Genomic DNA, 26029 nt, shown 5'->3' with positions numbered 1-26029 from the left:
CTGATGCTTGCCGATCTTGTCAAGCGGTCGCACACGCTGGCGGCTGACGCCAAGCTTCTGGTGCTGGGCGGCGGATACAGCGGACGTTGTCTGGCCGGGCTGGCCCGAGCCCTGGAAACACCGGTGCTCTGCACCCGTCGTTCCCTCGACTCTGCCGAGGCGGATCTGCTGTTCGACAGCAACGGTCAGGACCAGCTCGACCCTGCTGCCCTGGAGGGCGTGACCCATCTGCTGTCCACCATCCCTCCGGATCGCGAAGGCAACGATCCGGTCTTGTTAAAGCTGCTGCCAACACTCAGAAGCCTGCCGCTGCGCTGGGCGGGCTATCTCTCCACCACAGGGGTTTACGGCGATCGTAAGGGCGGTTGGGTGTCGGAACAGGACGACCCGGCGCCAGCGCTGGACCGCAGCATGCGCCGCCTCAACTGCGAACAAGCTTGGTTGCGCTCAGGGCTGCCGATCCAGATTCTGCGTCTGCCAGGCATTTATGGCCCAGGCCGGTCGGTGCTCAACGGCTTGCAGCAAGGGCGGGCCCGCTTGATCGACAAGCCTGGCCAAGTGTTCTGCCGCATCCATGTGGAAGACATCGCAGGGGCCTGCTGGCACCTGATGCATCGCGCCGAGCAGGACGCTCCAGCAAGCCCGGGCAATGAAAGCATCGTGAATGTGGTGGACGACCTCCCGGCTCCCACCGCCGAACTGATGCGGCATGCGGCAGACCTGTTGGGTTGTGCCCTGCCGCCGCTGGAGCCGTTCGACCAGATCGTGGACAGCATGAGTTCGATGGCGCAGTCGTTCTGGAGCGAGAACCGCCGCGTCAGCAACCACAAGCTCTGCCATGAGCTCGGTTATGCATTGCTGCATCCGAACTACCGCATTGGGCTGCAGGATTGCCTGAACCAGGACAAACTCAATCCGTCTGACCTGGGTTCTCCCCCTCAATCAGCCAACGGTTGAAATCGAAACCCTCGCCTTCCTCAGGCAGGGATAGCCGCACATCCTCAAGGAAACGGGAGAGATGCAGTTCGATCCAGCCATTGCTCAGGCCAGCGGCCAATCCCACCAACAGACACCCCAGCAGCAGCAAACGCAGCACAGCGATGGGCCCCCACGATTCCACGAACCCTAGGCATGAGCTGGTGATCGCTCTCGGCGATCCCGCGGGCATCGGCATGGAAGTGGTGCTCAAAGCTCTCGCCTCACCCACGCTCCCCCCAGAGCTCCAACCCCTGCTGGTGGGTTGCCGACGCACGCTGATCAGCACCCACGCGCGACTGCAGCGGCAAACGAGCCATCCCCTTGCCAACCCCGCAGCCCTCAGGATCGACGACCAACCGCTGGAGGCCAGCGTTCAGCCAGGACAGCCCACCACCAGCGGAGCTGATGCAGGGTTTCGCTGGCTGACCCGCGCCGTCGAACTGCTGCAGGAACGGGGGTCCCGCGCCCTGGTCACCGCGCCCATCGCCAAACACCTCTGGCATGCGGCCGGCCATCGCTATCCCGGGCAGACCGAACGGCTGGCTGAGTTGGCTGGACGCCAGCGCTCCTCAATGCTGTTCACCGCCGTCTCTCCCACCAGCGGCTGGCGCCTGAACACCTTGCTGGCCACCACCCACATCCCCCTCAGCCAGGTCCCTAAGGCGCTGAGCCCAGACCTGGTGCAGCACAAACTGAACGTGCTGGATGGGTTCTGTCGTCGCTTCACGAGCACACCCCATCTGCGCATTGCCGGTCTGAATCCCCATGCCGGTGAAGCCGGTCAACTGGGCCACGAAGAAGCCGAATGGATGCTGCCGCTGCTGGATCAATGGCGGAAGGACCATCCTCAGGTGCAGCTGGAGGGTCCCGTTCCTCCTGACACCTGCTGGATCAGCGCTGCTCGCGCTTGGCAGTCACCAAACCAGCCTGGTCCTGACGGGATCCTGGCCCTGTATCACGACCAGGGGCTCATTCCCGTGAAGCTGCTGGCCTTCGACGCAGCGGTAAACACCACCTTGGAACTGCCGTTCCTACGCACCTCCCCCGACCACGGCACCGCTTTCGACATTGCAGGCCAAGGGATCGCCAGCCCTGAGAGCACGTCGGCGGCCATTCAGGCCGCCTGGGACCTGAGCTGACTCAGGCCGGCTTGACCCGCATCAGCACCTGACCGAATTCAACGGGCGTGCCGTTGTCGACCAGGATCTCCACCACTTCACCGCCAACCTCAGACTCAAGCTCGTTCATCAGCTTCATCGCCTCAAGGATGCAGACGGTCTGGCCGACATTGATGCGGCTGCCCACCTCAACAAAGGCAGGTTCGCCCGGAGCGGGAGCGCGATAGAAGGTGCCCACCATGGGAGCCGTGACCTCAAGCAGGTCACTGCGGGTTGCGGTGGATGCAGGAGGTGCAGCTGCAGGCTCAGCAGGCGCAACGGGCGCTGGTGCAGCAGCAACGGGAGCAGGCATGACCGGGGCCATGACGGCCTGGGCCGGCAAGTTGCGACGGATTTCCAGACGGAAGTCGTCCCCTTCCAACCGGAACTCCTGGATGTCGCTCTCGCCGAGCGCTTCCAGCAAGCGGTGCAGTTGTTCGTGATCCAGCTGCATGGTCATCCGTTTTCGCGCCCGAGGTAACTGTCGTTGCGGGTGTCCACTTTGATCTTTTCTCCCACAGAAAGGAAGAGCGGAACCATCACTTGTGCCCCGGTCTCAAGAATGGCGGGCTTGGTGCCACCGGTGGCGGTGTCGCCTTTGACGCCAGGGTCGGTTTCTTTGATCTCCAGAACCACGGAGTTGGGCAGTTCAACCTCGAGGGGGGTGTCGTTCCAGGACACCACGTTCACCTCCATGCCCTCTTTGAGGTATTTGCGGCTCTCGCCGATCTGGTCGGCGCTGAGGCGGGTCTCCTCGTAGGTGGCCATGTCCATGAAGACATAGTCCTCACCTTCCATGTAGGTGTGCTGAAGCGAGGATTTCTCCAACATCGCCTGGGGAAGCATTTCCCCGGCGCGGAAGGTCTTCTCCACCACGTTGCCGGACTTCACCGCCTTGAGCTTGGTGCGCACGAAGGCAGATCCCTTGCCGGGCTTGACGTGCAAGAACTCGACAACACGCCAGACGGCCCCATCGATCTCAATCGTGGTGCCGGTGCGGAAGTCGTTACTGGAGATCATTCCCACCGAACGGTTCATCGGACTATACGGCTGTGCCAAAGTCCCGTCAGCACTGGGGTTCCCCCTTGGTCCATCAGCGTTTGAACGCCGTCCTTGCTGTTCTGATCAGCTTTGCTCTGATCACAATCGCCGCCCCTGCCTGGGCCGCATTGCCCCAGGGCAATGCCGTGAAGGACCCTGCCGCGATTCTTCGGGACGCGCTTCCGTTCGATCAGGACGACATCCGCGAACTGCAGCATCGGCTGGAACTCACCAGTGACGATCTGCGGGCCAAACGCTGGACAGCCCTCGGCAAGACGGTGTCACGCACTGAATCTCTGCTCAACACCCGCCGCGACACCATCCTGAACGCGGTCCCTGAAGCCAAACGCGGTACGGCTGAAGCACTGTTTGAGCGCGTGGATCAGGGCCTTGAAGACCTCAAAGAGAAGGTCAAAGCCACCGACAAACCAGGCTTCATCGCCGATCGACGCCGGACGCTGAGCTTCATCGGCGATGTGGAGGCCCTGCTGGTGCCCGACGGCTTTGAACGGGAGATCCCCGCAGAATTCGATGCCCTGCCACGGCTGCAGGGACGAGCCACCCTCAACATCAGCACCACCCAGGGGGAGCTGACCACCGTGGTGGATGGCTACAACGCCCCACTCACCGCAGGCGCCTTCGTCGATCTCGCCCTCAAGGGCTTCTATGACGGACTGCCGTTCATCCGGGCCGAAGATTTCTACGTGCTTCAGAGCGGTGATCCGGAAGGTCCGGAGATCGGCTACGTGGATCCAAAGACCAAGCAGGAGCGCCATGTGCCCCTGGAGATCCGCGTGCCGGGCGAAGACGACACGATCTACAACGAAACCTTTGAAGACGTGGGCCTGTTCATGGCCACACCAACCCTTCCGTTCGCAACCCTGGGCACCCTTGGCTGGGCCCATTCAGACCAGGCCCTCGACGACGGATCCTCGCAGTTCTTCATGTTTCTCTACGAGGCAGAGCTCACCCCGGCTGGTCTGAACCTCGTGGATGGCCGCAATGCAGCCTTCGGCTACGTGGTGGATGGATTCGATGTTGTGGAGGAATTGGGCGTCGATGACCGGATCACCGCCGTGAAGGTGATGGAGGGAGCGGAGCAGCTCAAAGCCCACGCATGAGCCCGACCCTGGCGGAGCTGACTGAAGCGGAGCTACTCAGGCGGCTGGCTCGCTTCGCTCCGCCCGATCAGCTCAGTGACGACACCGCAGCCCTGGCCGCCGACGCCCGGCCACTGCTGATCAACACCGACGTTCTGGTGGATGGCATCCATTTCAGCGATGCCACCACAACCGCCATGGATGTGGGCTGGCGCGCCGTTGCCGCCAACCTGTCCGACTTGGCCGCCAGTGGTGCCGTCGACATCGATGGAATCACCGTGGCCCTGGTCGCCCCAGGCCACACCCGTTGGGACTGGGTGGACGGGGTGTATCAAGGCATCAGTGCCGCCTTGGGGCAGTACGGCGGCGTTCTACTGGGAGGTGACTGCTCCAAAGGAGAGCAGAGGCTGCTCTCGATCACGGCACTCGGCCGTCTCGGACCCCTGCGTCTGCATCGCAACGCAGCCCGTCCTGGCGATGTGCTGGTCACCAGTGGGCCCCATGGGCTCAGCCGACTAGGCCTCGCCCTCCTCCAGAACGATCCAAACGTGCGTGAGATCGCTTTGTGCTCAACCCTGCGGGACCAGGCGATCGCACGCCACCAACGCCCGACACCTCGGCTGAAGGACGTCCAGCAGCTGCTGGCCTGCAAACCGAAGCATCTAACCTGGCGGGCTGGGGGAACCGACAGCAGCGACGGACTGCTCTCTGCCGTCGCAGGTCTCTGCAGCAGCAGCGGCTGCGGAGCGGTGCTGCACAACGACCAGCTTCCAACGGCCGAAGGCTGGCCTGAGGGCGCTCCATGGACGGATTGGTGCCTCGCCGGAGGAGAGGACTTTGAGTTGGTGCTGAGCCTTCCCGAAGCCTGGGCCGATGCATGGCAGCGATGCATCCCCGAAAGCCAGCGCATCGGCCAGATCAATGCTGAAGCGGGCGTCATCCGCTGGGCCCACAACCACGAGCCAGTGGACACAAGCGGATTTGATCACTTTGGCCAGCCCTGAGAAGCCCTAAGCGACCCCTAAGCGACCGTGCCTGACCAAAAAAAATCCCCCCCAGATCGGGAGGGATCAAAAAAGCGATCAACTGGCGATCACTTCCAGTTTTTGGCCACCACCTCGGCGAGGTCAACAACACGCTGGCTGTAGCCCCACTCGTTGTCGTACCAGGCCAGGATCTTCACAGCCTTGTCACCCATGGCGTAGGTGAGGTCGGCATCAAAGATGGTGGACTCGTTGGTGCCGGCGTAGTCGGTGGACACCAGGGGCAGATCGCTGTACTTGATGATCCCCTTCATGCCGTTCTCGGAAGCCGACTTGATGGCGGCCTTGATGTCGTCGACGCTGGCGGCACGGGAGGGGCCGAAGGTGAGGTCAACAGCGGAGACGTTCGGGGTTGGAACGCGCATGGCGAAGCCGGTGAGCTTGCCCTTCACCTCGGGGTAAACCAGAGCCACGGCCTTGGCTGCACCGGTGGTGGTGGGAACCATGTTCAGAGCTGCAGCACGGGCGCGACGCAGGTCGCGGTGGCTGTTGTCCAGGATCCGCTGATCGCCGGTGTAGCTGTGGATGGTGGTCATCAGACCCCAGTCGAGGCCGAAGTTCTGATCCAGAACCTTGACGATCGGTGCCAGGCAGTTGGTGGTGCAGCTGGCGTTGCTGAGGATGTCCCAGTCTTCGTGGCGGTACTGGTCGTCGTTGACGCCCACAACGAAGGTGCCGACGCGATCACCCTTACCAGGGGCGGTGAGGATCACCTTCTTGGCGCCAGCCTGAATGTGCATGCTGGCTTTCTCATCGGTGTTGAACACACCGGTGGACTCGATCACCAGGTCAACACCCCACTCCTTCCAGGGGCAGTTGAGGGGATTGCGGTCAGCGAAGAACTTGATCTCCTTACCGTTGACGAACATCGAGCTGTCCGTGGTCTTGATGTCCACGGAGGGATCGAGACGCCCAAGGATGGAGTCGTAGGTCAGCAGGTGAGCGCTGGTGGCGGGGTCGGACGTGGAGTTCATCCCCACGATTTCCAGACCGGTGTCAGCTCCCCGGCTGATCCATCCCCGCAGAACATTGCGACCGATCCGGCCGAATCCATTGATCGCAACGCGCAGGGTCATGGCAGAAGCGGCAAAGCCGCGCAAGGGTTTTGGCCGCCGATCATACAGAAATCAGCAGAAATACCCTGTTGCACCCCGCTTCAATCCGCTCGATCCGGCCCTCAGCACAGAAGACAAGCAGCGCCAACTGACTTATCTTTCTTCGGACTGAAGCCCTCCGTTGCCGCGCCTGCTCGACCGCCAGACACCAGTCCACTTCATCGGTGTCGGCGGAATTGGCATGTCGGCTTTGGCCCGGATTCTCGTTGACCGCGGTCACGCGGTCAGCGGCTCGGACCCGCGTGACAACGCGACAACACAACAGCTGAAGACCCTAGGGGTAAAGGTCTTCCGTGAGCAGGACGCCACCTGCATCGATGCCGTCACGGGAGAAACAGCCGCTGGCTCACCGGTGGTGGTGATCAGCACAGCCATCCCTGAGAGCAATCCGGAACTGCAGCGGGCCCGACAGCAGGGGCTGGAGATCTGGCATCGCTCCGATCTCCTGGCGGCTCTGATCGAACAGCAACCCTCCATTGCGGTCGCCGGCAGCCACGGCAAGACCACCACCAGCACCTTGATCACCACCTTGCTGCTGGAGGCAGATCAGGACCCAACCGCTGTGATCGGAGGCATCGTCCCCAGCCTCGGCAGCAATGGTCACGCTGGCCAGGGAAAGCTGCTCGTGGCCGAGGCGGATGAATCCGACGGTTCACTGGTGAAGTTCAGCCCCAGCCTGGGGGTGATCACCAACCTGGAGCTGGATCACACCGATCACTACTCCAGCCTCGACGAGCTGATCTCCACCCTGCAACGCTTCGCAGGGGGTTGCGATCGCGTGCTGGCCAATCACGACTGCCCGATCCTGCAGGAACATTTCCAGCCAACGGCCTGGTGGTCCAACCAGAGCGCCAAATCCGTTGACTTCGCCGCCCTGCCCTTGAGCCTGGAAGGCGATCGCTGTGTCGCCCGTTTTTATGAAGCCGGCCACCCGGTCGGCGACTTCAACCTGCCGATGGCCGGGCTGCACAACCTGAGCAATGCCACAGGCGCCTTGGCCGCCTGCCGGATGGAAGGACTCCCCTTCGACCAATTGGTGGAAGGCCTGGCTGGCCTGAAGGCACCGGGCCGCCGCTTTGACCTTCGGGGCACCTGGAAGGGCCGTCACATCGTTGATGACTACGCCCACCATCCCAGTGAGGTGAAGGCAACCCTGGAGATGGCACGCCTGATGGTGCGCAGTGGCCGCAGTCCACTCCCCACAGCACCACAACGGCTCCTGGCGGTGTTCCAGCCGCACCGCTACAGCCGCACCAGGCAGTTCCTCGATGGCTTCGCCAAAGCCCTGCAGAACTGTGATCTGCTGCTGCTTGCTCCCGTCTATCCCGCAGGCGAACAACCGCTGCAGGGCATCAGCAGCAACGCCCTGGCGGATCGGGTGCGCAAGCTGAAACCGGATCTAGAGATCGCCGTCGCAGACAACCTCGATCAACTCACCGAGCTGGTGATCCAGAACAGCCGCGAGAACGATCTTGTTCTGGCCATGGGTGCTGGCGACGTGAATGGACTGTGGTCAAGGCTGACGTCATGACCCAGTGCGATGCCCACCTGCCGCAGGCCCAAGTCAAGCTGGCGGACTACACCACCTGGCGGGTGGGGGGAGCGGCCGAATGGCTGGCCGAACCCGCCAGCCTTGAGGAAACCCAGGCCTGGATCGAATGGGCCGCTCACCAGGGCATGCCCTGCCGCGTCATCGGCGCCGGATCGAACCTTCTGATTCACGATGACGGCCTGCCGGGGCTCTCGCTCTGTCTGCGCAAACTTCAAGGGCTGCAGCTTGATGCCACCACGGGGACCGTGGAGGTGCTCGCTGGCGAACCGATCCCATCACTGGCAAGACGCGCTGCACGCGCTGGATTGCATGGCCTGGAGTGGTCGGTTGGCATTCCGGGAACCGCTGGCGGTGCGGCTGTGATGAATGCAGGAGCCCAGGGAGGCTGCACAGCGGAATGGCTGGAGTCGGTGCGGGTCATGCCACTGGAGGGGGGCAACTGCTTTGAGCTGCAGCGGGATCAACTGGACTTCGCCTACCGGCACAGCCGTCTTCAAGACGACAACCTCGTGGTGTTGTCGGCACGGTTCCGCTTGCAGCCCGGTAACGATCCGGATGAACTGAAGCGGGTCACCACTGCGAACCTCAGTCACCGCACCACCACGCAGCCCTATCAACAACCCAGCTGCGGCAGTGTCTTCCGCAATCCCGAACCGCTCAAGGCCGGACGGCTGATCGAAGAGCAGGGGCTGAAGGGAACCCGGATCGGCGGCGCCGAAATCTCAACCGTGCATGCCAATTTCATCGTCAACACCGGTGATGCCGAGGCGAAGGACATCGCCCAGTTGATCCAGCTGGTGCAGGACCGCATCGAAGCCGAACACGGAATCCGTCTGCACCCCGAAGTGAAGCGGCTGGGATTCGCTTCGGCGGCTTAACCTTCCGGCTCCCACAGGATCGCCATGGCAGGGTTCGGACTCCCCAATTTCGGCCAGCTCACCGAAGCCTTCAAGAAGGCTCAGGAGATTCAGCAGAACGCTCAGGCCCTGCAGGACGAACTGGACGGGATGGAGATCGAAGGCAAGAGCAGCGATGGCCGCGCCAGCGTTTGGCTGTCGGGCAACCAGCAACCGCTGCGGGTACGACTGGACCCAGCCCTGCTGCAGGAGGGCCAACAGGCCAGCGAAACGGCCACCCTTGAAGCCCTGCAGGCGGCCTATGAGCAATCCACCGCCACGATGAAGGGCCGGATGGAAGAACTCACCGGTGGCCTGAATCTCAACCTCCCCGGGATGGGCGGCTGAGGCTGCTCTGCTCGATCAACGCGGCCTTGTACAGGGCATAGCGTTCCCAGTCCGTGGAAACACCGCAGCCGGGCTCACCGCGATGCAGGCAGTCGCGGAAGCGACAGGGCCAGGGATCCAGTTGCTGACGCAGCTCCGGAAAGAGAACCCCCAGTTCCTGGGGGTCATCAGGCAGATCGGGGCGGTTGAACCCGGGGGTATCAGCCACCCTCGCGCTCGGCCCTAGGGGAAACAGCTCAACGTGGCGGGTGGTGTGGCGGCCGCGCTGCAATCGACCGGACACCGCAGCCGTACGCAGTTGAAGGTCAGGGCGCAACTGGTTCAGCAGGCTGCTCTTGCCCACCCCAGAAGGCCCACACAGCACCGAAAGCTGCGCACCAGCCAAACGCTGCCGTAAAGCATCAATGCCCGTTCCGGCTGCACTGGACAGCGCCAGCGGGTCATAGCCCCACCCTTTCAACCGGGTCACCAGCCGCTCGAGCGCTGCACCTGAAAGAAGGTCTGTCTTGGTGAGCAGCAGGATTACCTCCAGCCCGGTCCTTTCCGCCGTCAACAGAAAGCGACTGGCCTGATCAGGGTCAAAACTGGGCTGTTCCACTGCCAACACCACAGCCACCAAGGAGACGTTGGCCACCGGTGGGCGTGTGAGAAAACTGTGGCGTGGCTCGACCTCGGCCACCACGGCACGCCCCTGGCCTGGATCAATCGCCTCGACGCGAACCCGATCGCCCACATAAACGGCTTCACCCCGATGGCTGAGCCGGGTGCGACGGGTGCAGAGCAGCCGCCCTGGGCATCCATCAGGTGCGGCATCCAGCTCCACCTCCAGGTAGTTGGCCTGGAGCGCCACCACCATCCCGGATGCCACCGAACGGGCGGTGTCAGCCACCGCAGATCACCTCGATGGTGATGGCATCCGGCGTTTGATCAATGCACTCCACACGATGGCCTGCATCCCTCAGACCTGGAAGAACCATGGCCTCAGGCTCCCCCCGATCGAGACAGACCTCCAGACAGTCACCGCTGCTCATCTGCTCGAGGGTGAGCTTGCAGCGAATGAAATTCACCGGACAGGGCGTTCCCCGCAGATCCAGGGAACGCCTGCTCATCCCTTCTGACCGAACAAGCGAGCGAACAGACCACTGTTGTGGTGGTGGTGTTGCTTGCCGCGGGCGGAATGGTGACCCGCCAACTGCTCGAGGAGCTCCCGCTCCACATCACTGATCCGCTTCGGCAGATCCACGGTGACCGTCACGCGCTGATCGCCCCGTGCCACTGGATTCCCGAGCTTGGGAATGCCCAGGTTCGGCAGGGTGAGCACCGTGCCGGGCTGGGTGCCGGCGGGGATGTCCAGCTCCTTGCTGCCATCCACGGTTTCCACCTCAATGGTGTCGCCAAGAATCGCCTGGAGGTAGCTGACCTTGACCTCCGAGAAGATGTTCAGGCCATCCCGCTGCAAGCGCGGGTGATTGCGAACGGTGAGGAACACGTAAAGGTCACCGGACGGGCCTCCCCGGGGTCCGGCGTTGCCTTCACCGGTCACACGAAGCCGTGTTCCGGTGTCCACCCCGGCAGGGATGTTGATCCGCAGCTTCTTGCGCACCTGTTTGACACCCTGGCCACCACAGGACCCGCAGGGATCCGAAATCACCTGGCCCGTACCGCCACAGTTGGGGCACTCGGCGACCTGGGTGAAACTGCCGAAGGGAGTTCGGGTGGCACGGCGCACTTGCCCGGCGCCGCCACAGGTGCCGCAGGTGGTGGGTCCACTGCCCGCTTTGGCACCGCTACCGCCGCAGGTGTCGCAGGTCTCCAGATGCGGGATCTTGATCTCCTGCTCCTGACCGAACACCGCCTGCTCGAAATCAATCGTCAGGTCGTAACGCAGGTCATCCCCCTGCTGAGGGCCCTGACGCCGCGGCCGACCAGCTCCAGCACCCCCAGGTCCACCGAAGCCTTGGAAAAACGTCTCGAACAGATCCGCAAATCCGCCCATGTCCCCCATGTCGGGAGCACCGGCCGCACCACCAAGTCCGGCTTCACCGAACTGGTCATAACGGGCCCTGGTCTGGGGATCACTGAGCACCTCGTAGGCGCGGCCGATTTCCTTGAAACGGTCTTCAGCTCCCGGATCCTTGTTGATGTCGGGGTGGTACTGACGCGCCATGCGCCTATAAGCCCGCTTGAGGCTGTCGGGATCCACATCCCGGCTGACGCCGAGCAGGTCGTAGAAGTCGGCCATCAGGCCTCCTCCGCCGTCTGATCCGGTGCCGCTGCGGCCTCAGCGGGCGCTGACGCCGGATCGGATGGTCCTGGACCCATCGACACCTTCACCATGGCGTGGCGCAGCACACGCCCATCGCGGTGGTAGCCGCGCTGGAGCTCCTCACACACCACGTCCTCCGCAAACTCGCTGCTTTCCTCCCGCAGCACGGCCTCATGCAGGTTGGGGTCGAACTCCTGGCCAACCACTTCCATCCGGGCCACCCCCTGCTGCTTCAGCACCTCCACCAGTTGCTTGTACAGACCCTGGTAACTGCGGTGCAGCGCCTGGGCTTCCTCACCTTCAGGATTCAGCTGCTGACGAGCCCGCTCGAAGTTGTCGACAACGGGGAGAATCTCCGTGAGGGTCGAGCAGACCAGTTGCTGACGCATGTCGTCCTGGTCGCGGCTCTGGCGCTTGCGGAAGTTGTCGAAATCCGCCGCAATGCGCATGTATTGGCTGTTGAGCGTCTCGTGCTCCTGCTTCAACCCGCTCAACTCCTGCTCGAGCTGCTGCATCCGATCGGCCGGATCCACCGCTGCAGGAGCCTGTTCAGACGTCACCTCGGGCGCATCAGGAGCGGACTCCGGCGTGGCTGGAACAGCACCGGACTCAACGGTCTGGTCCTGCTCTGGGGTGGAGGCGTCGCCGCTCATGCTGACCGCTCAAGGATTGCTGTCTAGACATGTTGAAGGGCAACGCTGACCTCCCACAAGCTGCGGAAGCCCGCACCTCGTTCGCCATCCATGACCTTGACGCTGCCCACCCCCGATGCCGGCGACACGGCACGGCAGCGTTTCGCCCTTGAATTGCTGTTGCAGCAACCGGTTCCGGGCCCAGAGCAACTGCTGGCAAGCCGCAAGCTGCTCAGCGACGCCCTCCCAGAGGTCAGCCCGAATCAATGGCGGGCACTGCAGGCCATGCCGATCGCCATCGGTGCTGACCACCTGGACATCGCGATCCCCAGCCAGTGGCGAGACCAGGAATGGCAACACCTGATCGATCAGCTGCCGGACCAACACCGCACGATCCGCCTGCACCCCGCCATCGAAGCGGATCTGCAGCGGGCCTTGGCCACAGCAAGGGACCAGCCAACAAAGGAACCAAACCCGCCAACCGCAGAACAGTCGAGCAACCCTGCTCCGGCAAAGACAGCCAGCACTCTCGATCTGAATGCTGAGTCGTTTCTCCACGACTTCAGCCCCGATGAGGTGCTGGAGAGCGAGGAAGACAGCGACGCCCAACTGGCTCGGGATGCCATTGACCTTGAGACCAGCCTCAATGATGCGGAAGCCTCGCCCGTGGTGACGCTGGTGGACAGGATCCTGCTGCAGGCCATGTCAGTGGGGGCCAGTGACATCCATGTGGAGCCACAGAAGAAGGGGTTGCGTCTGCGTTTCCGCCAGGACGGTGTGCTCCAGCAATACGTGGAGCCGCTGCCCAGTCGCCTGGTGCCAGCGGTGACATCCCGCTTCAAAATCCTGGCAGATCTCGATATTGCCGAACGGCGCCAGGCCCAGGACGGCCGCATTCGTCGCAAGTACCGCGACCGGGTGATCGATTTCCGCGTCAACACCCTGCCCAGTCGCTTCGGTGAAAAGGTCTGTCTTCGCCAGCAAGTTGGCGGCCCTGGTCGATGCCGGCGTGCCGATCGTGCGCAGCCTCGATCTGATGGCGACGCAGCAGAAGCTGCCGATGTTCAAACGTGCGCTCACCAAAGTGAGCCTCGACGTCAATGAGGGCATTGCCCTGGCAACAGCCCTGCGTCAGTGGCCGAAGGTGTTCGATCAGCTCAGCATCGCCATGGTGGAAGCCGGGGAAGCCGGCGGCGTCCTGGATGAGGCCCTGAAGCGACTGGCCAAGTTGCTGGAAGACAACGCCAAACTTCAGAACCAGATCAAGGGAGCCTTGGGCTATCCCATCGCCGTGCTGGTGATCGCCATCCTGGTGTTCCTGGGGATGACCATCTTTCTGATCCCGACGTTCGCGGGGATCTTCGAAGATCTGGGCGCCGAGCTGCCGGCCTTCACCAGGCTGCTCGTTGATCTGAGCGCCCTGCTGCGTTCCTCGGCCTCGCTTTATGCGACCGGAGTGATCCTGCTGGCGATCTGGATGTTGAACCGGTTCTACGCCACCCACAACGGTCGTCGAACGATCGACCGCCTGATGCTGAAGCTGCCACTGTTCGGCGAACTGATCCTGATGACAGCGACAGCTCAGTTCTGCCGCATCTTCAGTTCGCTCACGCGGGCCGGTGTGCCGATCCTGATGTCGATGGAGATCTCGAGCGAAACCGCCGGCAACGCGATCATTTCCGATGCCATCCTTGCCTCGCGGGGCATGGTTCAGGAGGGGGTGCTCCTGAGCAATGCGCTGATCCGTCAGAAGGTGCTGCCCGACATGGCCCTGAACATGCTGGCCATCGGCGAGGAAACCGGTGAGATGGACAAAATGCTCAGCAAGGTGGCGGACTTCTACGAAGACGAAGTCGGCGCCATGGTCAAGGCGCTCACCTCGATGCTCGAGCCCGCGATGATTGTGGTGGTGGGCGGAATCGTGGGATCCATCCTGCTGGCGATGTACCTGCCAATGTTCACCGTGTTTGATCAGATCCAGTGAGCACTGCAGCGATGGCCTGGCCCGCCAGCCAACCACCGCTCCAGCAAGCCTGAAAGTTGAAACCGCCGGTCACCCCATCCACATCCAGCAGTTCACCGGCCAGGTAAAGACCGGGACAGCGGCGGCTCTCCATCGTGGCCAGGTTGACCTCCCCCAAGGCGACACCGCCGGCGGTGACGAACTCCTCCCCAAAGGGTCCACGTCCCTGGATCGGCACACTCTGCGCACAGAGCAGTTCCACCAATCGACGCTCCGCCTTGATCGGCAGATCCGCCCAACGGCGCTCTGTCTCGACCCCAGCCATGGTCAAAAAGGCTTGCCACAACCGCCGCGGCAAATGTTCGAAGGGCTTCGCGGCTGCAAGGGTTCGCCGGGCCTGCTCCTGTCGCCATTGCTGAAACCGCTCGGTCAGCCCCGACCGTCCCAACCCTGCGCTCCAATCCAACTTCAGCTCACCCCTGTAGCGGTTCTGATGCAGGGCCCTGGCGGCAAAGGCTGAGAGGCGCAACGTGGCGGGTCCACTCAAACCACGGTGGGTGATCAGGACCCGCCCGGACTGGAGGAAGCGCTGATCGCCCAGCTTGAGATCAAGGCCCACATCGTCGATGGCAATGCCACTGCAGGCCGACAGGGCCGGTGCCTGTAGGGCAAGGCTGAACAGCGATGGCACCGGCGGCACCACCTGGTGGCCAAGGGCTGCCGCCAGGTTTCGGCCACTGGGATGCCCACCCGTGGCCAGCATCAAGCAGCTCCCATGCAAAGGCTCGAGGCCGCGGCCCTCGAGCACAAACCCCCCCTCGGGGTGAACGCGCACCTGCTGGACCATCGCCTTCGTGCGCAGCTGGACACCCGACGCCCTTGCCGCCTTCTGCAGGCACTGAATCACGGCCTCAGAACGGTTCTGCTGCGGAAACATCCGTCCATCAGGTTCCTCCACCAGCGTGAGCCCATGCTCGTCAAACCAGGCGATCGCGTCGCCGCAGGCGAAGCGACTGAAGGGGCCCCGCAGGGGTCGACTGCCACGGGGGTAATGGGTCGCCAGTTCACGGGGGTCCCAGCAGGCATGGGTCACATTGCAGCGACCGCCACCGCTGATGCGCACCTTCTGGAGAGGCTCAGGGGTGCCTTCCAGCACCAGCACCCGCCGAACCCCCTGCTCAGCGGCAGTGATCGCCGCCATGTAGCCGGCAGGACCACCGCCAACAACAATCAGATCAAGCGGGCTGGAAGCGGAGGGCGACACCGTTGTTGCAGTAGCGCTTGCCGGTGGGTCGCGGTCCGTCATTGAACACGTGGCCCTGGTGCCCACCACAACGGCTGCAGTGGTATTCCGTGCGCGGCAGGATCAATTTGAAATCTACTTTCGTGGCGATGGCTCCATCCAGGGGCTGCCAGAAGCTGGGCCAGCCGGTGCCGCTATCGAATTTGGCCTCCGACGAAAACAAGGCTGCATCACAACCAGCGCAGTGATAGGTGCCGGAACGCTTCTCCCCATTGAGCGGACTGGTGAAGGGGCGTTCCGTTCCCTCATTGCGCAACACGTCGTAGGCCTGGGGAGACAACCGATCACGCCACTGGTCGGCATTGAGATCCCACGAGGGATCGCCAGCTTTGGACGCCGCCAGCACAGGCTGAGGTCTCCAGAGACTGCCAAACACCCCTGCCATTGCCGCCAACAGCAACGATCGACGGGACAGAACAGCGGCACTCAAGCTCATCGGTGCTGAAGCGGGAATCTCGGGCGGTTCTAATGGATTGATGACTGCCTCCGGATCCACCGCTGCCTACCGCTTCAGTGTGGCCCCGATGCTGGATTGCACCGACCGCCACTTCCGGGTGCTGATGCGGCAGATCAGCCGCAGGGCCCTGCTCTACAGCGAAATGGTGGTGGCCCAGGCGCTGCACCACAGCAAGCGACGCAACAAGCTGCTGGACTTCGATCCTGTGGAGCATCCGATCGCCCTGCAGGTGGGGGGGGACGACCCAGCCCTGCTGGCCGAAGCGGCACGACTGGCGCAGGACTGGGGCTACGACGAGATCAACCTCAATGTGGGTTGCCCCAGCCAGAAGGTGCAGGCCGGAAATTTCGGAGCCTGCCTGATGGCGGAACCGGATCTGGTTGCCCGCTGCGTGGAAGCCATGGTGGACGCAGGGGGACTCCCCGTGACCGTGAAGCATCGGATCGGCATTGACGATCTCGACAGCGATGCGCTGCTGACGAACTTCGTGGATCGGGTGGCGCTGGCAGGAGCCAGCCGCTTCGCTGTTCATGCCCGTAAGGCCTGGCTGGAGGGCCTTGATCCCAAGCAGAACCGGACGATTCCTCCGCTGCAGCATGAGCGCGTGGTGGCGCTGAAACAACGCCGCCCCGACCTGGTGATTGAACTCAACGGGGGGCTGGAATCCCCTGAAGACTGCCTTCAGGCACTGGAAGGGTGCGATGGCGCCATGGTGGGCCGAGCGGCCTACAGCCATCCCCTGCGCTGGACCAGCGTCGATGCCCTCATTTTTGGAGAGGAATCACGCCAGATCCTGGCGTCAGACGTTGTGAACGGACTGCTTCCCCATGCGGCCGCTCATCTGGAGCGAGGAGGACGAATCTGGGACCTCTGCCGTCACCTGGTGCAACTCGTGGAAGGCGTCCGGGGTGCACGGCACTGGCGCCGGGAGCTGGGGGAGAAAGCCCAGCGCCCCGGGGCCGATCTGGAGGTGCTGCTCAATGCCGGGCAGCAACTCAAGGACGCAGGGCTCTGATCAACGGCTGAGGTCAGCCCTCAGCTCCGCCGTAACCGGAATAGTCATCGCCACCGCCACTGGACGATCCACGGCGACGACGGCTGCGCCCTTCGTCGTAAGCATTGCCCTCCCCAGCGTTATCGCGGGCGCCATAGCTGCGGTCTTCCCAGCCCCGTGCACCGGAAGGACGATCACCGCCACCGCCATAGCCGCCGCCGTAGCCACCACCGCCACCGCCACCGCCACCGCGATAACCGCCACCACCGCCGCCGTAGCCACCACCGCCACCGCCACCGCCACCGCCACCGCGATAACCGCCACCGCCACCGCCACCGCCGTAGCCACCGCCGCCACCACGACGGGGGGCGCTGCCGCGGGGCTCCGCTTTGTTGATCCGCAGAGGACGGCCCATCAGTTCGGCACCCTGCAGCCCCTCAATCGCTGCCTCTTCGGTGGACTCATCGGCCATCTCAATGAAGGCAAAACCACGCTTGCGGCCTGTATCCCGCTCGAGGGGCAGCGCGCAGTTGGTCACTTCACCGAACTGGGCAAACAGCTCGATCACATCTTCCTGCTCAGCGCGGAAGGGAAGGTTGCCGACAAAAATGCTCACGTTTTGCGTGGACCGGGTACGAAACAGTGGACCGATGAGGCCTTGAACATTGCCATCGGGCCATGACTCCGGAACGAAGTGACATACCTCTGGCTGATTAAGCGTAGACCCGGTTATGGGTGAGAGTCATCCCACCGGCTGAGTTCCGTTGAAACGCTGTAGCCAGCGCTGAAGCTGTTCATCAACACGCTCAAATCCTGTCCCCCCTTCACTGCGACGGGCGGCCACAACAGCACGGGGAGCCAAGGCGTCGTGCAGATCCGCCTCAAAGGCCGGGTGGAGTTCCTTCCAGGCACTCAGATCAAGGTCCCGCAACAGAGATCCCTGCTCCAGACAGCGCCGGACGACAGCACCGACCAATTGATAAGCCTCGCGAAATGGAACACCGCGAGACACCAGATAGTCGGCAACATCCGTTGCATTGGAGAAATCCTTCTCCACCGCTTCATTGAGGCGCTCGACCCTGAAATCAAGGCCTTCCTCAAACAAAATCGCCATCGCCTCAACACAATCACGGGTTGTGCGGAAGGCATCAAACAGCGCCTCCTTGTCTTCCTGAAAATCCTTGTTGTATGCCAGCGGAAGACCCTTGATCATGGTCAGCAATCCCTGGAGATGTCCGAAGACCCGTCCGGTTTTGCCCCGAACCAACTCAGGCACATCGGGATTCTTCTTCTGGGGCATCAGGCTGCTGCCCGTGGCACAGCGGTCGCTGAGCCGCACGAAGCCGAATTCCTCGGACGCCCAGGCGATCACCTCTTCCGCCAGACGGCTGAGATGCACCATCACCAAGGAGGCGGCAGCGGAGAACTCAACGCAGAAATCGCGGTCACTGACCGCATCGAGGCTGTTGGCATAAACCTCTGAAAAACCGAGCTCCTTCGCGGTGCGCTGGCGATCAATCGGAACCGGCGTACCCGCCAGGGCGGCAGCGCCAAGCGGGCAGATGTTCACGCGTTTCCGCACATCCTGAAGTCGCTCACGGTCGCGCTCCAGCATCTCGACATAGGCGAGCAGGTGATGGGCGAGGCAGAGCGGCTGGGCCCGCTGCAGGTGGGTGTACCCAGGAATCATGGTGCGGCGATGGCGATCCGCCTGGGTCAGCAGTGCCCCCTGCAACCGCTGCAGATCCTGATCCAGGCCATCCAGCCGTCGCCGCAGCCAGAGGCGGAGGTCAGTCCCAACTTGATCGTTGCGGCTGCGTCCGGTGTGCAACTTCTTGCCCACGGGACCGAGCAAGGCAATCAGCCGGCGTTCCACGGCGAAATGAACGTCCTCATCTGCCAGGCCGGGCTGGAAACTGCCGGATGCCGCCTCAGCACGAACGGTCTCCAGACCCTCCACCAGCTGCTCAGCCTCCGCTTCCGTGATCACTCCCACGCTGGCGAGCATCCGGGCATGGGCGATCGACCCATCGAGATCCTCCTGAAGAAGGGTCAGGTCAAAACCGATGGAGGCGTTGAACGCCTCGATGAAGGGATGCAGACCCTGCTCAAAACGATCGCTCCAGGTGCCTGCTGCACCACCGGTCACCCCACCAGCCATCAATTCATCCGTCGATTTCCTCAGCTTGTCAGGCGATTGACCGTCCCTGCACACTCGGCAACGTGACCGCCTCCGGAACTTTCAGCACCACAAGCGACGCGTCGTCCTCCAGCTGACGATCCGGACCAACAAAACGGTCCAAGCGTTCAAACAGGCTTTCAAGAATTCCCTGCGCTCCCTGACCACTGCGACAGGCCGTTTCAAGGGCACGAATCAGCCGCGCCTCATCGAAACGATCGCCCGTGATCCCCGGTGCTTCGGTGACGCCATCGGTGTAGTAGAGCAACACGTCTCCCGGTTCAAGGCGAATCTCGCCAAGGGCGAACTCAGCTTCGGGTTGGAGACCGATCAGCAGCCCAGCCGCATCGAGCCGCATGATCACCCGTCGCTCGGCACGCCAAAGCAGGGGCGGGTTGTGGGCCGCATTGGCATAACGCAGCCGCAGCGTGCGCGGATCCAGGTCGGAATAAAACAGCGTCACGAACCGATGCGACTGCGCCAGGTCTTCCTGCGCCAGCTGGTTGAGGTCGTGAAGAATCCGATCCGGTGGCAGACCGCTGAGAACCTCCGCGCGCAGCATCCCGCGCAACATCGTCATCAGCAAACCAGCGGGCACGCCCTTGCCCATGACATCACCCATCACCAGGGCCCAGCGACCCCGCTCACGGCGTCGACCGATGAGTTCCGGACGGGTGGGGATGAAGTCGTAGTAGTCACCGCCCACCTGAAACGCAGGCCGACAGCGCGCGGCCAGATCAACACCCTCGATCACGGGGCAACGGTCCGGCAACAACTGGGCCTGAATCTCTGCACCGATGCTGAGTTGTCGATCCACCCGCTCATGCCGGCGGGCGTCCTGCAGCATCTGATCGTTTTCGATCGCAACGCCAGCAAGATCCGCCACCAACTGAACGTGCCGACGGTGCACCTCGGTCCAGACCATCGAGCCGTTACGGGCGTACACGTAAAGGCGGCCCCGCGTCCGACCACGAGCCGTCAGAGACGTGGCAAACAAAGCCGCTTTGGGAAGGCAGCGTTGCACCAGCCGGTCGAGCGCCAGCAGCTGCTGATCGTCGCTGCCGAAGCCCACGGCAGAGCCGGTTTCAAAGGCTGCCAAACGCCGCAGCAGATCCTGGGACGGCTCAGCTGGAATCCCCTGCAGCTGATCACGCCAGAGGCGACCATCCGACTGAAACGGAACAAGCAAGGCCCCCTCAACACCCACCAGACGTGAGGCCACCACAGGCACAAGCTCAAGAAAGCGCTGGAGGTTGGTGAAGCTGCGGAGAGCAAACCCCAGGGAGACCAACAGATCCTGATTGCGGCGCTGTTCGCTGCTGAGGCTGTCAAACAGCTGACGCAACGAGGCCATCGCCTCGGGCGAGGGGTTCCAGGTCCGCTGCGCAGAGCTGGGATGACGTCCGGGCGGCTTGCTGCTCAACCTCGCACCCCCAGGGTCCGCAAGGTAGCAACGCTTCAGCGTCCAGCCAGCAGAGCCTCAACGAATTCAAAACTGTTGAAGGGGCGCAAATCGCGAATCCCTTCCCCAGCGCCGATAAAACGAATCGGCAATCCAGCCTCAGACGACACCGCCAGCGCCACGCCGCCACGGGCCGTGCCATCAAGTTTGGTGATCACAACGCCGGTAAGACCTGCCGCCTGGGCAAAGGCCATGGCCTGGCGAAGCCCGTTCTGACCCTGACTGGCATCAAGAACCAGCAGGGATTCAACCTTCGCCTCCGGCGCCAAACGGTCGATGATCTTTCTGACTTTTTGGAGTTCCTCCATCAGATTGTGCTTGGTCTGCAAGCGTCCGGCGGTGTCCACCAACAACAAATCAGACTTGCGCGAGCGAGCGGCACCAATCGCGTCGAAGACAACGGCAGCGGGGTCGGCGTTGCTGCTGGGGTTGGACACCACTGGAACATCACTGCGCTCTCCCCAGACCTCAACCTGCTGGACAGCTGCAGCCCGGAAGGTGTCGGCGGCCGCGATCAAAGCTGAGTAGCCGCTGCGAACAGCAAGGTTGGCAAGTTTTCCAAGCGTGGTGGTCTTACCAACTCCATTCACCCCAACCATCAGCCAGATGTTGAGGCGATCCCGTTCAGGCGCCAGAAGAGGAACACCACTGGCCTGAATCGGGGCATCCAACAGGCCACGCAGCTGTTCCTTGAGGAAGCGAATTCCCTCGGCAGGATCCACCACCTCCTCATTCATCCGCTGACGCAGGGCATCCAGCACCTGATCGGTGGCCTGGACGCCGGCATCAGCCCGGAGCAACAGGGTTTCGAGATCGTCGAGAACCTCCGGCGTCAGCGGATCGTCACCGAGATTCTCCAGAAGGCTGGTGACAAAACCCTGACGGGTCTTTTCAAGGCCGCGGCGCAGCCGACCCAACCAATCGATTTCCTCAAGGGAAACCTGATCGACGCGACGGCCCTGGGCCGCAAGCACTTCGGCAGACCAGGTGAAATCCTGATCAAAGTCACCCAACTGCGGCTCTTCTGAGTCGACAGCTGGCGCAGGGGTGGGAGCCGGCGTGGGAGCAGGGGGAGCCTCGAGAGCCCGTTCATCCAGATCCTGCTGACGCTGCTGGCGTTGAGCCGCGGCCTGCTCCAGCAGCGACAGTCCGGGGGCTGGTGCTGGAGTCGGCGTGGGATTTAGTGGCTGACTCGGGAGCGGGGACGGCGTTGGTAACGGTGCCGGTCCTGGAGTTGGGGTTGGTGAAGGTGTAGGCGCTGGTTCTGGACTGGGCGCAGGGGTGGGCTCGGGGGCCGCTTCGGCGACAGAGGCCGCGGCCTGTTGTTGAGCCTTCAGCCGGGCATAGGCCTCACGGGCCCAAACCAGAGCCTCATCCTCTTCCTCACTGGCTGCAGGAGCTGGAGTCGGCTCCGGCGCCGCTGAAACGGGGGCATCAGTCCCACCAGCCATCGGTTCCAGCGTCGGCGCGGGGGTGGGCGTCGGCTCCGGCGTCGGTGACTCCTCAGCCTGTCGTTCGAACCAGTTGAACACCATCAGGCCGATGCTTTCGATTGAGCGTCATGGAAGCGACGCAACACACCATTGATCATCCGGCGACCCTGCTCATCGCTGTAACGGTTGGCCAGCTCAACCGCCTCGTTAAACGCGACCGGAGCGGGAGTACGCAGGCTTTCCAGGTCAACGACAGCCAACCGGAGGATGTCCCGATCGATCCGCGGAAGCCGGGTCAGTCTCCAGCCCTCCATCACCTGATCCAATCGTTTGTCGATGCCCTCGCGCTGGGTGAGCACCTTCTGAACCCGCTCCATGGCGCCGCGGCGAATCTGCTCCTGGTCGCCAAGCAGCAACAGCCGAGGCAACTCAAGGCTGGCTGACAAACCATTCAGCACCTGTTCAGCGGAACTCAAAGAGGCGCGCAGATGGGTGCGGACGGTGTCATGGGTTCCTTGTTCGCCCTGCTGTAGCTCGCTGTCCAGCAGGGACTGCTGTGCTTGATCGAGCTCGGCAGCACTGGCATCAAGCGACTCACGCCAGTGCTGGGTGAGGGTGTCGAGGGCCTGGTCCAGGATCGAATCAAGGGCCAGGTCAGCGACTGAGGCTGACTTCTGTTCCGGCACCTGACCAAGCACCAGCAAGGCCAGCTCGCGTGTAAGGGATCGTGTGGCCATGACTCAGCTGGAAGGAGATGCAGAAGCCCGTAACTGGGCCATGAGGCTGGAGAAACTTCGATTCACAGGAGCTTCACGATCATCGGGGTTGACGATGCCGGCCGAAATAATCGTTCGGAAAGCTTCTTCAACGCTGATCTCAAGCTCTCGGACGGATCCAGCTGGAACAAGGGTGTACCAACCGGTGGTGGGATTCGGAGCGGTGGGAATGAACACACTCAACAGGGGCTCCTTCAGATCGGATTGAAGGGAAGGCCCCACCTCCCCGGTGACAAAACCAACGCTGAACAATCCCTCCCGTGGGTACTCAACGAGAACAACACGACGGAAGCGGGAGGAGTTGTCGCGGAAAAAGGTCTCAAGCAGCTGCTTCAGCGTCTTGTAAACCGATCCAGCCAGGGGAATCCGGCTCAAGGTGCCTTCACCGAACTCCAACAGCCAGCGACCCACGATGTTTCGGGCCATCAGGCCGATCAGAAGGATGCCCATCAGAGGCACCGTGAGACCGAGAGCCAGATTGATCAGATCCTGAAGCAGTGGGTTCAGGGTGATGAACGGATTGAACTGCTTTGGTATCGAGGTCAGGAACGCCAGAACAAAGCGACTGACGATCGTTGACAGCCAAATCGTTGTCGCCAGTGGGATGACCACCAGCAACCCTGCAATCAGGTCGTTTTTCAGATCCTGCCGAAGCCTTGCGGACAGCGGCAGATCAGGTCTGGGATTGGACTGGACCAAGGAGCTACTGCGCCCAGCTTTGAGTGAAGTCTGACCAACCTAACCAGCGGTCAGAGCACTGCCGTGAACGCAAGGAGCGCAAAGGCAATCGCAAGAACCACAGCCGTGATGGTTCCACCGATGAACCGCTGCTGGGATTCACGGGCCTGGCCAGCCTCAACGGTCTTGAGCTGGGCCTCCATCTGGGCGATCTGATCGTCCACCATCTTTTGTGCAGCCCGCAGCTTGTCGTCCTCGGTGGCATCGGCAGCGAGTTGACCGGCCTGGGCCAGCTGCTCACCAAGGGAGGTGACTTGCGCTGCATCAGCTCGGAAGGCTCGAGCATCCTTCAGCGCTTCGCGGCCCTGATCCAGATTGCGCTGACGGGCCACGTCACCCGCACCCCCATCCAGGGACATGGGCACGGCAATCACCATGCCGAGGGCCAACAGCGCTGAAAGGACGGCGATCAGCAGACGCAAAGGAGTGCGCTGCTGATGGGGGTGATCCAGCCGTGATCCGATCAGGCAGATCAACAAACCGGCAAATCCCAGAGGAGCAAGGGCCACCAGCGGTCCGGTGACCTGCGGGCGTGGAGCATCCGCACCCCAGTCGACACCGACAAGAACAGCGAGCATCTGCAGGACGAGGATCACCACGAGGGTCAAACCAAGCCAGCGCAGCAAGGGAGCAAGCCGTCCTGTCTCAGTGCCGGTCACAGAGAAGATGCTGATAAGCGCCCAACCTTAAGGTCGATGCAAGGGCATGTCACCGATCAACAAACTCGTTTAAGCGAGGCTCTGAAGCGCCGCGCCGCTGAGGAAGGGTTCAATCCCGTTGGCATTGCCAGAATCCCGGGAAGTCCTCGGCTGCAGCTGCGCACCAAAGCTCTGCAGCGCTGGTTGGACCATGGTCATCAAGCCAACATGGCCTGGATGGCCGCCCCCCGTCGGCGAGACCCCAGGCTGCTGTTGGACGGAGCCAACAGCCTTCTCGCCGTTGGCCTCAACTATTACGTCGACGCTGAACCCTCCCCCGGCTCCCTCAAAGTCGCCCGCTACGGCTGGGGGCGTGACTATCACCGGGTTGTGGATCAACGGCTGCGACGGATCGGTCGTTGGCTTTCGGAACAACGGCCCGACTGCGGTTGGCGCGCCTGTGTTGACGCCACACCGCTGCTGGACAAGGCCTGGGCTGAGGAAGCCGGCCTGGGCTGGATCGGCAAGCACAGCAACCTGATTCACCCCGAACAGGGCTCGTGGATGGTGATCGGCCATCTGCTGACAACGGAGCCCTTGAACGCCGACCCACCAGCGCGCAGCCTCTGTGGACGCTGCACTGCCTGCATCGATGCCTGCCCCACGCATGCGATCCGCGAACCTTTTGTGGTGGATGCAAGACGGTGCCTGGCCTTTCACACGATCGAAAACCGTGAGGACGACCTACCAGAGAACATTCGTGCCGCCCTTGGACCGTGGGTGGCGGGGTGTGACATCTGCCAGGACGTCTGCCCCTGGAACCACCGAAGCTTGCCCCAGAGCAGTGATCCCGAGGTGCAGCCACGCCCATGGCTGCTGAATCTGCAGAAGGAGCAGATCCAGAGCTGGGATGACAGCGTCTGGGACCAAAACCTGCGGGGATCGGCGTTGCGACGGATCAAACCCTGGATGTGGCGCCGCAACGCCGCTGCAGCACAACCGGATCCCACACCTACGCTTTAACGACTCCACCCTCGCTCCAGTGCTGCGTCGAATTGGCTTGCGTCGAACGCTGGCGGCTGCACTGGTCGTTCTGGGGGGTTGGTTCGGCGCCCCAGCAGCCAACGCCCTGATCCCCTACGTCTATCTGCCCACTGAAGAGGAACTCAAGGGCTCATCGATCGGCATCGGTCGGACCGCTGCACAGCTGCTTCAGCTGGGGCAGGCCAAGGACGCAGCACGACTCGCTGCCCTGGCGGTGCGGCTCAACCCCAATGACGAACGGTTCTGGTCGATCCTGGCGGAGGCTCAACTCCGCAACAACGACCTCAAGGACGCAAGCCGATCTCTGGCCCGGGCCAAGCAGCTGAATCCTGAAAAAGCCGGCCTGTGGTTCGCCGAAGCAGCGATCGCCCTGCGGGCAGAGCGACCGGACGATGCCGTTCCCTTGATTACCCGCGGACTCCAATTGGATCCGAACAACGCTTCGGCCTATTTCGACCTCGGCAACGCCAGGATCATGCAGGGCGAACTCCCTCTGGCCCTGAAGTCGTTCGAACAAGCCACGGCCCTGAAGCCGGAGTTCTGGGAAGCCCTGAACAACCAGGCCCTGGTGCTTTTTGAGATGGGCCAGCGGCAGGAAGCGGTGCGGCGTTGGCGCCGGGTGTTGAAGCTGGAGACCAACGCAGAACCGATGCTGGCCCTGGCCGCAGCGCTGCACCAACAGGGTGAGCAGAGCGAGGCGATCCAGCTGGCTTCCACAGCATTGGCCAAGAACCCCAACTACGTTCTGCCCCTGCATCAAGCCGAACAGCTTTGGGGTGTGCGCATCCGTGAAGCGACGGCAAAATTGCTGAGCGAGCCGCAGCTCACCAACAGCGTGGAACGAGCCCAAGCCAACGCAACGTGGAAGAAAAGCCAGTGATCATCTGTAGGCTGAGCGCCTTCCGGTCGGAGAG

The 26029-nt window shown here is 62.7% G+C and carries 30 protein-coding genes; 13 read left to right on the top strand and 17 right to left on the bottom strand.

The window, feature by feature from the left end:
• The first annotated feature begins 3 nt into the window (after positions 1-3).
• Positions 4-957, top strand: coding sequence for an SDR family oxidoreductase (locus DXY35_RS05155; protein WP_115081403.1), 954 nt, complete (start codon positions 4-6; stop codon positions 955-957).
• On the opposite strand, the gene DXY35_RS05150 is transcribed toward DXY35_RS05155, so the two are convergent.
• On the bottom strand, positions 911-1120 hold the full coding sequence (locus DXY35_RS05150) for a hypothetical protein (RefSeq protein WP_244272923.1): 210 nt from the start codon (positions 1118-1120) through the stop codon (positions 911-913). The genes DXY35_RS05155 and DXY35_RS05150 overlap by 47 nt on opposite strands.
• Here DXY35_RS05150 and pdxA point away from each other — a divergent pair.
• Positions 1101-2117 (top strand): 4-hydroxythreonine-4-phosphate dehydrogenase PdxA, encoded by a 1017-nt coding sequence (pdxA, locus tag DXY35_RS05145; protein WP_115081402.1) that lies wholly within the window; start codon positions 1101-1103, stop codon positions 2115-2117. The two genes, DXY35_RS05150 and pdxA, sit on opposite strands and share 20 nt — an antisense overlap.
• Position 2118: 1 nt before the next feature.
• On the opposite strand, the gene accB is transcribed toward pdxA, so the two are convergent.
• Together accB and efp are read right to left on the bottom strand one after the other, a co-directional pair.
• On the bottom strand, positions 2119-2595 hold the full coding sequence (gene accB / locus DXY35_RS05140; RefSeq protein WP_114988838.1) for an acetyl-CoA carboxylase biotin carboxyl carrier protein: 477 nt from the start codon (positions 2593-2595) through the stop codon (positions 2119-2121).
• Positions 2592-3155 (bottom strand): elongation factor P, encoded by a 564-nt coding sequence (gene efp / locus DXY35_RS05135; RefSeq protein ID WP_011363074.1) that lies wholly within the window; start codon positions 3153-3155, stop codon positions 2592-2594. The genes accB and efp overlap by 4 nt, the downstream gene beginning before the upstream one ends.
• A gap of 65 nt (positions 3156-3220) precedes the next feature.
• On the opposite strand from efp, the gene DXY35_RS05130 reads away from it, so the two are divergent.
• Both DXY35_RS05130 and thiL read left to right on the top strand, forming a co-directional pair.
• On the top strand, positions 3221-4297 hold the full coding sequence (locus DXY35_RS05130; RefSeq protein ID WP_170950517.1) for a peptidylprolyl isomerase: 1077 nt from the start codon (positions 3221-3223) through the stop codon (positions 4295-4297).
• The gene (gene thiL, locus DXY35_RS05125; protein ID WP_115081400.1) at positions 4294-5280 is read left to right on the top strand and encodes a thiamine-phosphate kinase; all 987 of its coding nucleotides are present in this window, start codon (positions 4294-4296) and stop codon (positions 5278-5280) included. Before DXY35_RS05130 ends, thiL begins: the two co-directional genes overlap by 4 nt.
• Before the next feature lie 89 nt (positions 5281-5369).
• On the opposite strand, the gene gap is transcribed toward thiL, so the two are convergent.
• Positions 5370-6395: a type I glyceraldehyde-3-phosphate dehydrogenase gene (gene gap, locus DXY35_RS05120; RefSeq protein ID WP_038556735.1), complete on the bottom strand. Its 1026-nt coding sequence runs from the start codon at positions 6393-6395 to the stop codon at positions 5370-5372.
• Between gap and DXY35_RS12635 the strand changes: the two genes are divergently transcribed.
• From DXY35_RS12635 to DXY35_RS05105, 4 genes are read left to right on the top strand one after another with little or no spacing between them, the layout of a single operon-like run.
• The gene (locus tag DXY35_RS12635) at positions 6394-6546 is read left to right on the top strand and encodes a hypothetical protein (RefSeq protein WP_170950516.1); all 153 of its coding nucleotides are present in this window, start codon (positions 6394-6396) and stop codon (positions 6544-6546) included. The two genes, gap and DXY35_RS12635, sit on opposite strands and share 2 nt — an antisense overlap.
• A 9-nt stretch (positions 6547-6555) precedes the next feature.
• Complete coding sequence (gene murC / locus DXY35_RS05115; RefSeq protein WP_115081399.1) at positions 6556-7965, top strand: UDP-N-acetylmuramate--L-alanine ligase; 1410 nt, start codon at positions 6556-6558, stop codon at positions 7963-7965.
• Positions 7962-8864, top strand: a complete 903-nt coding sequence (gene murB / locus DXY35_RS05110; protein ID WP_115081398.1) for a UDP-N-acetylmuramate dehydrogenase — start codon at positions 7962-7964, stop codon at positions 8862-8864. Before murC ends, murB begins: the two co-directional genes overlap by 4 nt.
• Positions 8865-8888: 24 nt before the next feature.
• A complete protein-coding gene (locus DXY35_RS05105) occupies positions 8889-9230 on the top strand; it encodes a YbaB/EbfC family nucleoid-associated protein (protein WP_011363068.1) in 342 nt (113 codons plus the stop codon).
• Here the strand turns inward: DXY35_RS05105 and rsgA are convergent.
• The 4 genes from rsgA to grpE are packed head-to-tail and all read right to left on the bottom strand — an operon-like array spanning position 9205 to position 12149.
• Positions 9205-10086 carry a ribosome small subunit-dependent GTPase A gene (gene rsgA / locus DXY35_RS05100; protein WP_170950533.1) on the bottom strand — a complete coding sequence of 294 codons (882 nt, stop codon included), beginning with the start codon at positions 10084-10086 and terminating at the stop codon, positions 9205-9207. The two genes, DXY35_RS05105 and rsgA, sit on opposite strands and share 26 nt — an antisense overlap.
• Before the next feature lie 25 nt (positions 10087-10111).
• The gene (locus DXY35_RS05095) at positions 10112-10339 is read right to left on the bottom strand and encodes a sulfurtransferase TusA family protein (protein ID WP_114988831.1); all 228 of its coding nucleotides are present in this window, start codon (positions 10337-10339) and stop codon (positions 10112-10114) included.
• Complete coding sequence (gene dnaJ, locus DXY35_RS05090; protein ID WP_114988830.1) at positions 10336-11472, bottom strand: molecular chaperone DnaJ; 1137 nt, start codon at positions 11470-11472, stop codon at positions 10336-10338. The genes DXY35_RS05095 and dnaJ overlap by 4 nt, the downstream gene beginning before the upstream one ends.
• Positions 11472-12149, bottom strand: a complete 678-nt coding sequence (gene grpE / locus DXY35_RS05085; protein WP_115081396.1) for a nucleotide exchange factor GrpE — start codon at positions 12147-12149, stop codon at positions 11472-11474. Before grpE ends, dnaJ begins: the two co-directional genes overlap by 1 nt.
• Before the next feature lie 90 nt (positions 12150-12239).
• Here grpE and DXY35_RS13095 point away from each other — a divergent pair, with 90 nt between their 5' ends.
• Together DXY35_RS13095 and DXY35_RS05075 are read left to right on the top strand one after the other, a co-directional pair.
• Positions 12240-13232: a GspE/PulE family protein gene (locus tag DXY35_RS13095; RefSeq protein ID WP_244272921.1), complete on the top strand. Its 993-nt coding sequence runs from the start codon at positions 12240-12242 to the stop codon at positions 13230-13232.
• On the top strand, positions 13114-14112 hold the full coding sequence (locus tag DXY35_RS05075; protein ID WP_244272970.1) for a type II secretion system F family protein: 999 nt from the start codon (positions 13114-13116) through the stop codon (positions 14110-14112). Before DXY35_RS13095 ends, DXY35_RS05075 begins: the two co-directional genes overlap by 119 nt.
• Here the strand turns inward: DXY35_RS05075 and DXY35_RS05070 are convergent.
• A complete protein-coding gene (locus DXY35_RS05070) occupies positions 14087-15355 on the bottom strand; it encodes an NAD(P)/FAD-dependent oxidoreductase (protein ID WP_115081394.1) in 1269 nt (422 codons plus the stop codon). The genes DXY35_RS05075 and DXY35_RS05070 overlap by 26 nt on opposite strands.
• Positions 15327-15830: a peptide-methionine (R)-S-oxide reductase MsrB gene (gene msrB, locus DXY35_RS05065; RefSeq protein ID WP_114988825.1), complete on the bottom strand. Its 504-nt coding sequence runs from the start codon at positions 15828-15830 to the stop codon at positions 15327-15329. Before msrB ends, DXY35_RS05070 begins: the two co-directional genes overlap by 29 nt.
• A gap of 40 nt (positions 15831-15870) precedes the next feature.
• On the opposite strand from msrB, the gene dusA reads away from it, so the two are divergent.
• Complete coding sequence (dusA, locus tag DXY35_RS05060) at positions 15871-16866, top strand: tRNA dihydrouridine(20/20a) synthase DusA (protein ID WP_115081393.1); 996 nt, start codon at positions 15871-15873, stop codon at positions 16864-16866.
• A gap of 13 nt (positions 16867-16879) precedes the next feature.
• Here dusA and DXY35_RS05055 read toward each other — a convergent pair whose 3' ends face one another.
• The 7 genes from DXY35_RS05055 to DXY35_RS05025 form a co-directional block, all read right to left on the bottom strand.
• Positions 16880-17461, bottom strand: a complete 582-nt coding sequence (locus tag DXY35_RS05055; protein ID WP_115081392.1) for an RNA-binding protein — start codon at positions 17459-17461, stop codon at positions 16880-16882.
• 126 nt (positions 17462-17587) lie between these two features.
• The gene (argH, locus tag DXY35_RS05050; RefSeq protein WP_115081610.1) at positions 17588-19006 is read right to left on the bottom strand and encodes an argininosuccinate lyase; all 1419 of its coding nucleotides are present in this window, start codon (positions 19004-19006) and stop codon (positions 17588-17590) included.
• 28 nt (positions 19007-19034) lie between these two features.
• Positions 19035-20447 (bottom strand): PP2C family protein-serine/threonine phosphatase, encoded by a 1413-nt coding sequence (locus DXY35_RS05045; protein WP_115081391.1) that lies wholly within the window; start codon positions 20445-20447, stop codon positions 19035-19037.
• 35 nt (positions 20448-20482) lie between these two features.
• Positions 20483-22021, bottom strand: a complete 1539-nt coding sequence (ftsY, locus tag DXY35_RS05040) for a signal recognition particle-docking protein FtsY (RefSeq protein WP_115081390.1) — start codon at positions 22019-22021, stop codon at positions 20483-20485.
• A complete protein-coding gene (nusB, locus tag DXY35_RS05035; protein ID WP_115081389.1) occupies positions 22021-22656 on the bottom strand; it encodes a transcription antitermination factor NusB in 636 nt (211 codons plus the stop codon). The genes ftsY and nusB overlap by 1 nt, the downstream gene beginning before the upstream one ends.
• Before the next feature lie 3 nt (positions 22657-22659).
• Positions 22660-23394 carry a DUF502 domain-containing protein gene (locus tag DXY35_RS05030; RefSeq protein WP_006849770.1) on the bottom strand — a complete coding sequence of 245 codons (735 nt, stop codon included), beginning with the start codon at positions 23392-23394 and terminating at the stop codon, positions 22660-22662.
• A gap of 50 nt (positions 23395-23444) precedes the next feature.
• The gene (locus DXY35_RS05025; protein WP_115081388.1) at positions 23445-24092 is read right to left on the bottom strand and encodes an HpsJ family protein; all 648 of its coding nucleotides are present in this window, start codon (positions 24090-24092) and stop codon (positions 23445-23447) included.
• 36 nt (positions 24093-24128) lie between these two features.
• Here DXY35_RS05025 and queG point away from each other — a divergent pair, with 36 nt between their 5' ends.
• Positions 24129-25094: a tRNA epoxyqueuosine(34) reductase QueG gene (gene queG, locus DXY35_RS05020; RefSeq protein ID WP_115081387.1), complete on the top strand. Its 966-nt coding sequence runs from the start codon at positions 24129-24131 to the stop codon at positions 25092-25094.
• A 37-nt stretch (positions 25095-25131) separates the two neighbouring features.
• A complete protein-coding gene (locus tag DXY35_RS05015; protein WP_244272919.1) occupies positions 25132-25995 on the top strand; it encodes a tetratricopeptide repeat protein in 864 nt (287 codons plus the stop codon).
• The last annotated feature ends 34 nt before the right edge of the window (positions 25996-26029 follow it).

The sequence above is a fragment of the Synechococcus sp. N32 genome, from assembly GCF_900473895.1.
In the GTDB taxonomy this organism is placed as follows: domain Bacteria; phylum Cyanobacteriota; class Cyanobacteriia; order PCC-6307; family Cyanobiaceae; genus Parasynechococcus.
The sequence above is the reverse complement of the archived record's forward strand: the minus strand, read 5'-3'. Positions and strand labels throughout refer to the sequence as shown.

What these genes read in the sequence shown, in the direction of transcription:
- DXY35_RS05155 (WP_115081403.1), top strand. Translation starts at nt 4, where the DNA reads ATGCTTGCCGATCTTGTCAAGCGGTCGCACACGCTGGCGGCTGACGCC.
- pdxA (WP_115081402.1), top strand. Translation starts at nt 1,101, where the DNA reads ATGGGCCCCCACGATTCCACGAACCCTAGGCATGAGCTGGTGATCGCT.
- accB (WP_114988838.1), bottom strand. Translation starts at nt 2,595, where the DNA reads ATGACCATGCAGCTGGATCACGAACAACTGCACCGCTTGCTGGAAGCG.
- efp (WP_011363074.1), bottom strand. Translation starts at nt 3,155, where the DNA reads ATGATCTCCAGTAACGACTTCCGCACCGGCACCACGATTGAGATCGAT.
- thiL (WP_115081400.1), top strand. Translation starts at nt 4,294, where the DNA reads ATGAGCCCGACCCTGGCGGAGCTGACTGAAGCGGAGCTACTCAGGCGG.
- DXY35_RS12635 (WP_170950516.1), top strand. Translation starts at nt 6,394, where the DNA reads ATGGCAGAAGCGGCAAAGCCGCGCAAGGGTTTTGGCCGCCGATCATAC.
- gap (WP_038556735.1), bottom strand. Translation starts at nt 6,395, where the DNA reads ATGACCCTGCGCGTTGCGATCAATGGATTCGGCCGGATCGGTCGCAAT.
- murB (WP_115081398.1), top strand. Translation starts at nt 7,962, where the DNA reads ATGACCCAGTGCGATGCCCACCTGCCGCAGGCCCAAGTCAAGCTGGCG.
- DXY35_RS05105 (WP_011363068.1), top strand. Translation starts at nt 8,889, where the DNA reads ATGGCAGGGTTCGGACTCCCCAATTTCGGCCAGCTCACCGAAGCCTTC.
- rsgA (WP_170950533.1), bottom strand. Translation starts at nt 10,086, where the DNA reads ATGGTGGTGGCGCTCCAGGCCAACTACCTGGAGGTGGAGCTGGATGCC.
- DXY35_RS05095 (WP_114988831.1), bottom strand. Translation starts at nt 10,339, where the DNA reads ATGAGCAGGCGTTCCCTGGATCTGCGGGGAACGCCCTGTCCGGTGAAT.
- dnaJ (WP_114988830.1), bottom strand. Translation starts at nt 11,472, where the DNA reads ATGGCCGACTTCTACGACCTGCTCGGCGTCAGCCGGGATGTGGATCCC.
- grpE (WP_115081396.1), bottom strand. Translation starts at nt 12,149, where the DNA reads ATGAGCGGCGACGCCTCCACCCCAGAGCAGGACCAGACCGTTGAGTCC.
- DXY35_RS13095 (WP_244272921.1), top strand. Translation starts at nt 12,240, where the DNA reads ATGACCTTGACGCTGCCCACCCCCGATGCCGGCGACACGGCACGGCAG.
- msrB (WP_114988825.1), bottom strand. Translation starts at nt 15,830, where the DNA reads ATGAGCTTGAGTGCCGCTGTTCTGTCCCGTCGATCGTTGCTGTTGGCG.
- dusA (WP_115081393.1), top strand. Translation starts at nt 15,871, where the DNA reads ATGACTGCCTCCGGATCCACCGCTGCCTACCGCTTCAGTGTGGCCCCG.
- argH (WP_115081610.1), bottom strand. Translation starts at nt 19,006, where the DNA reads ATGGCTGGTGGGGTGACCGGTGGTGCAGCAGGCACCTGGAGCGATCGT.
- ftsY (WP_115081390.1), bottom strand. Translation starts at nt 22,021, where the DNA reads ATGGTGTTCAACTGGTTCGAACGACAGGCTGAGGAGTCACCGACGCCG.
- nusB (WP_115081389.1), bottom strand. Translation starts at nt 22,656, where the DNA reads ATGGCCACACGATCCCTTACACGCGAGCTGGCCTTGCTGGTGCTTGGT.
- queG (WP_115081387.1), top strand. Translation starts at nt 24,129, where the DNA reads ATGCAAGGGCATGTCACCGATCAACAAACTCGTTTAAGCGAGGCTCTG.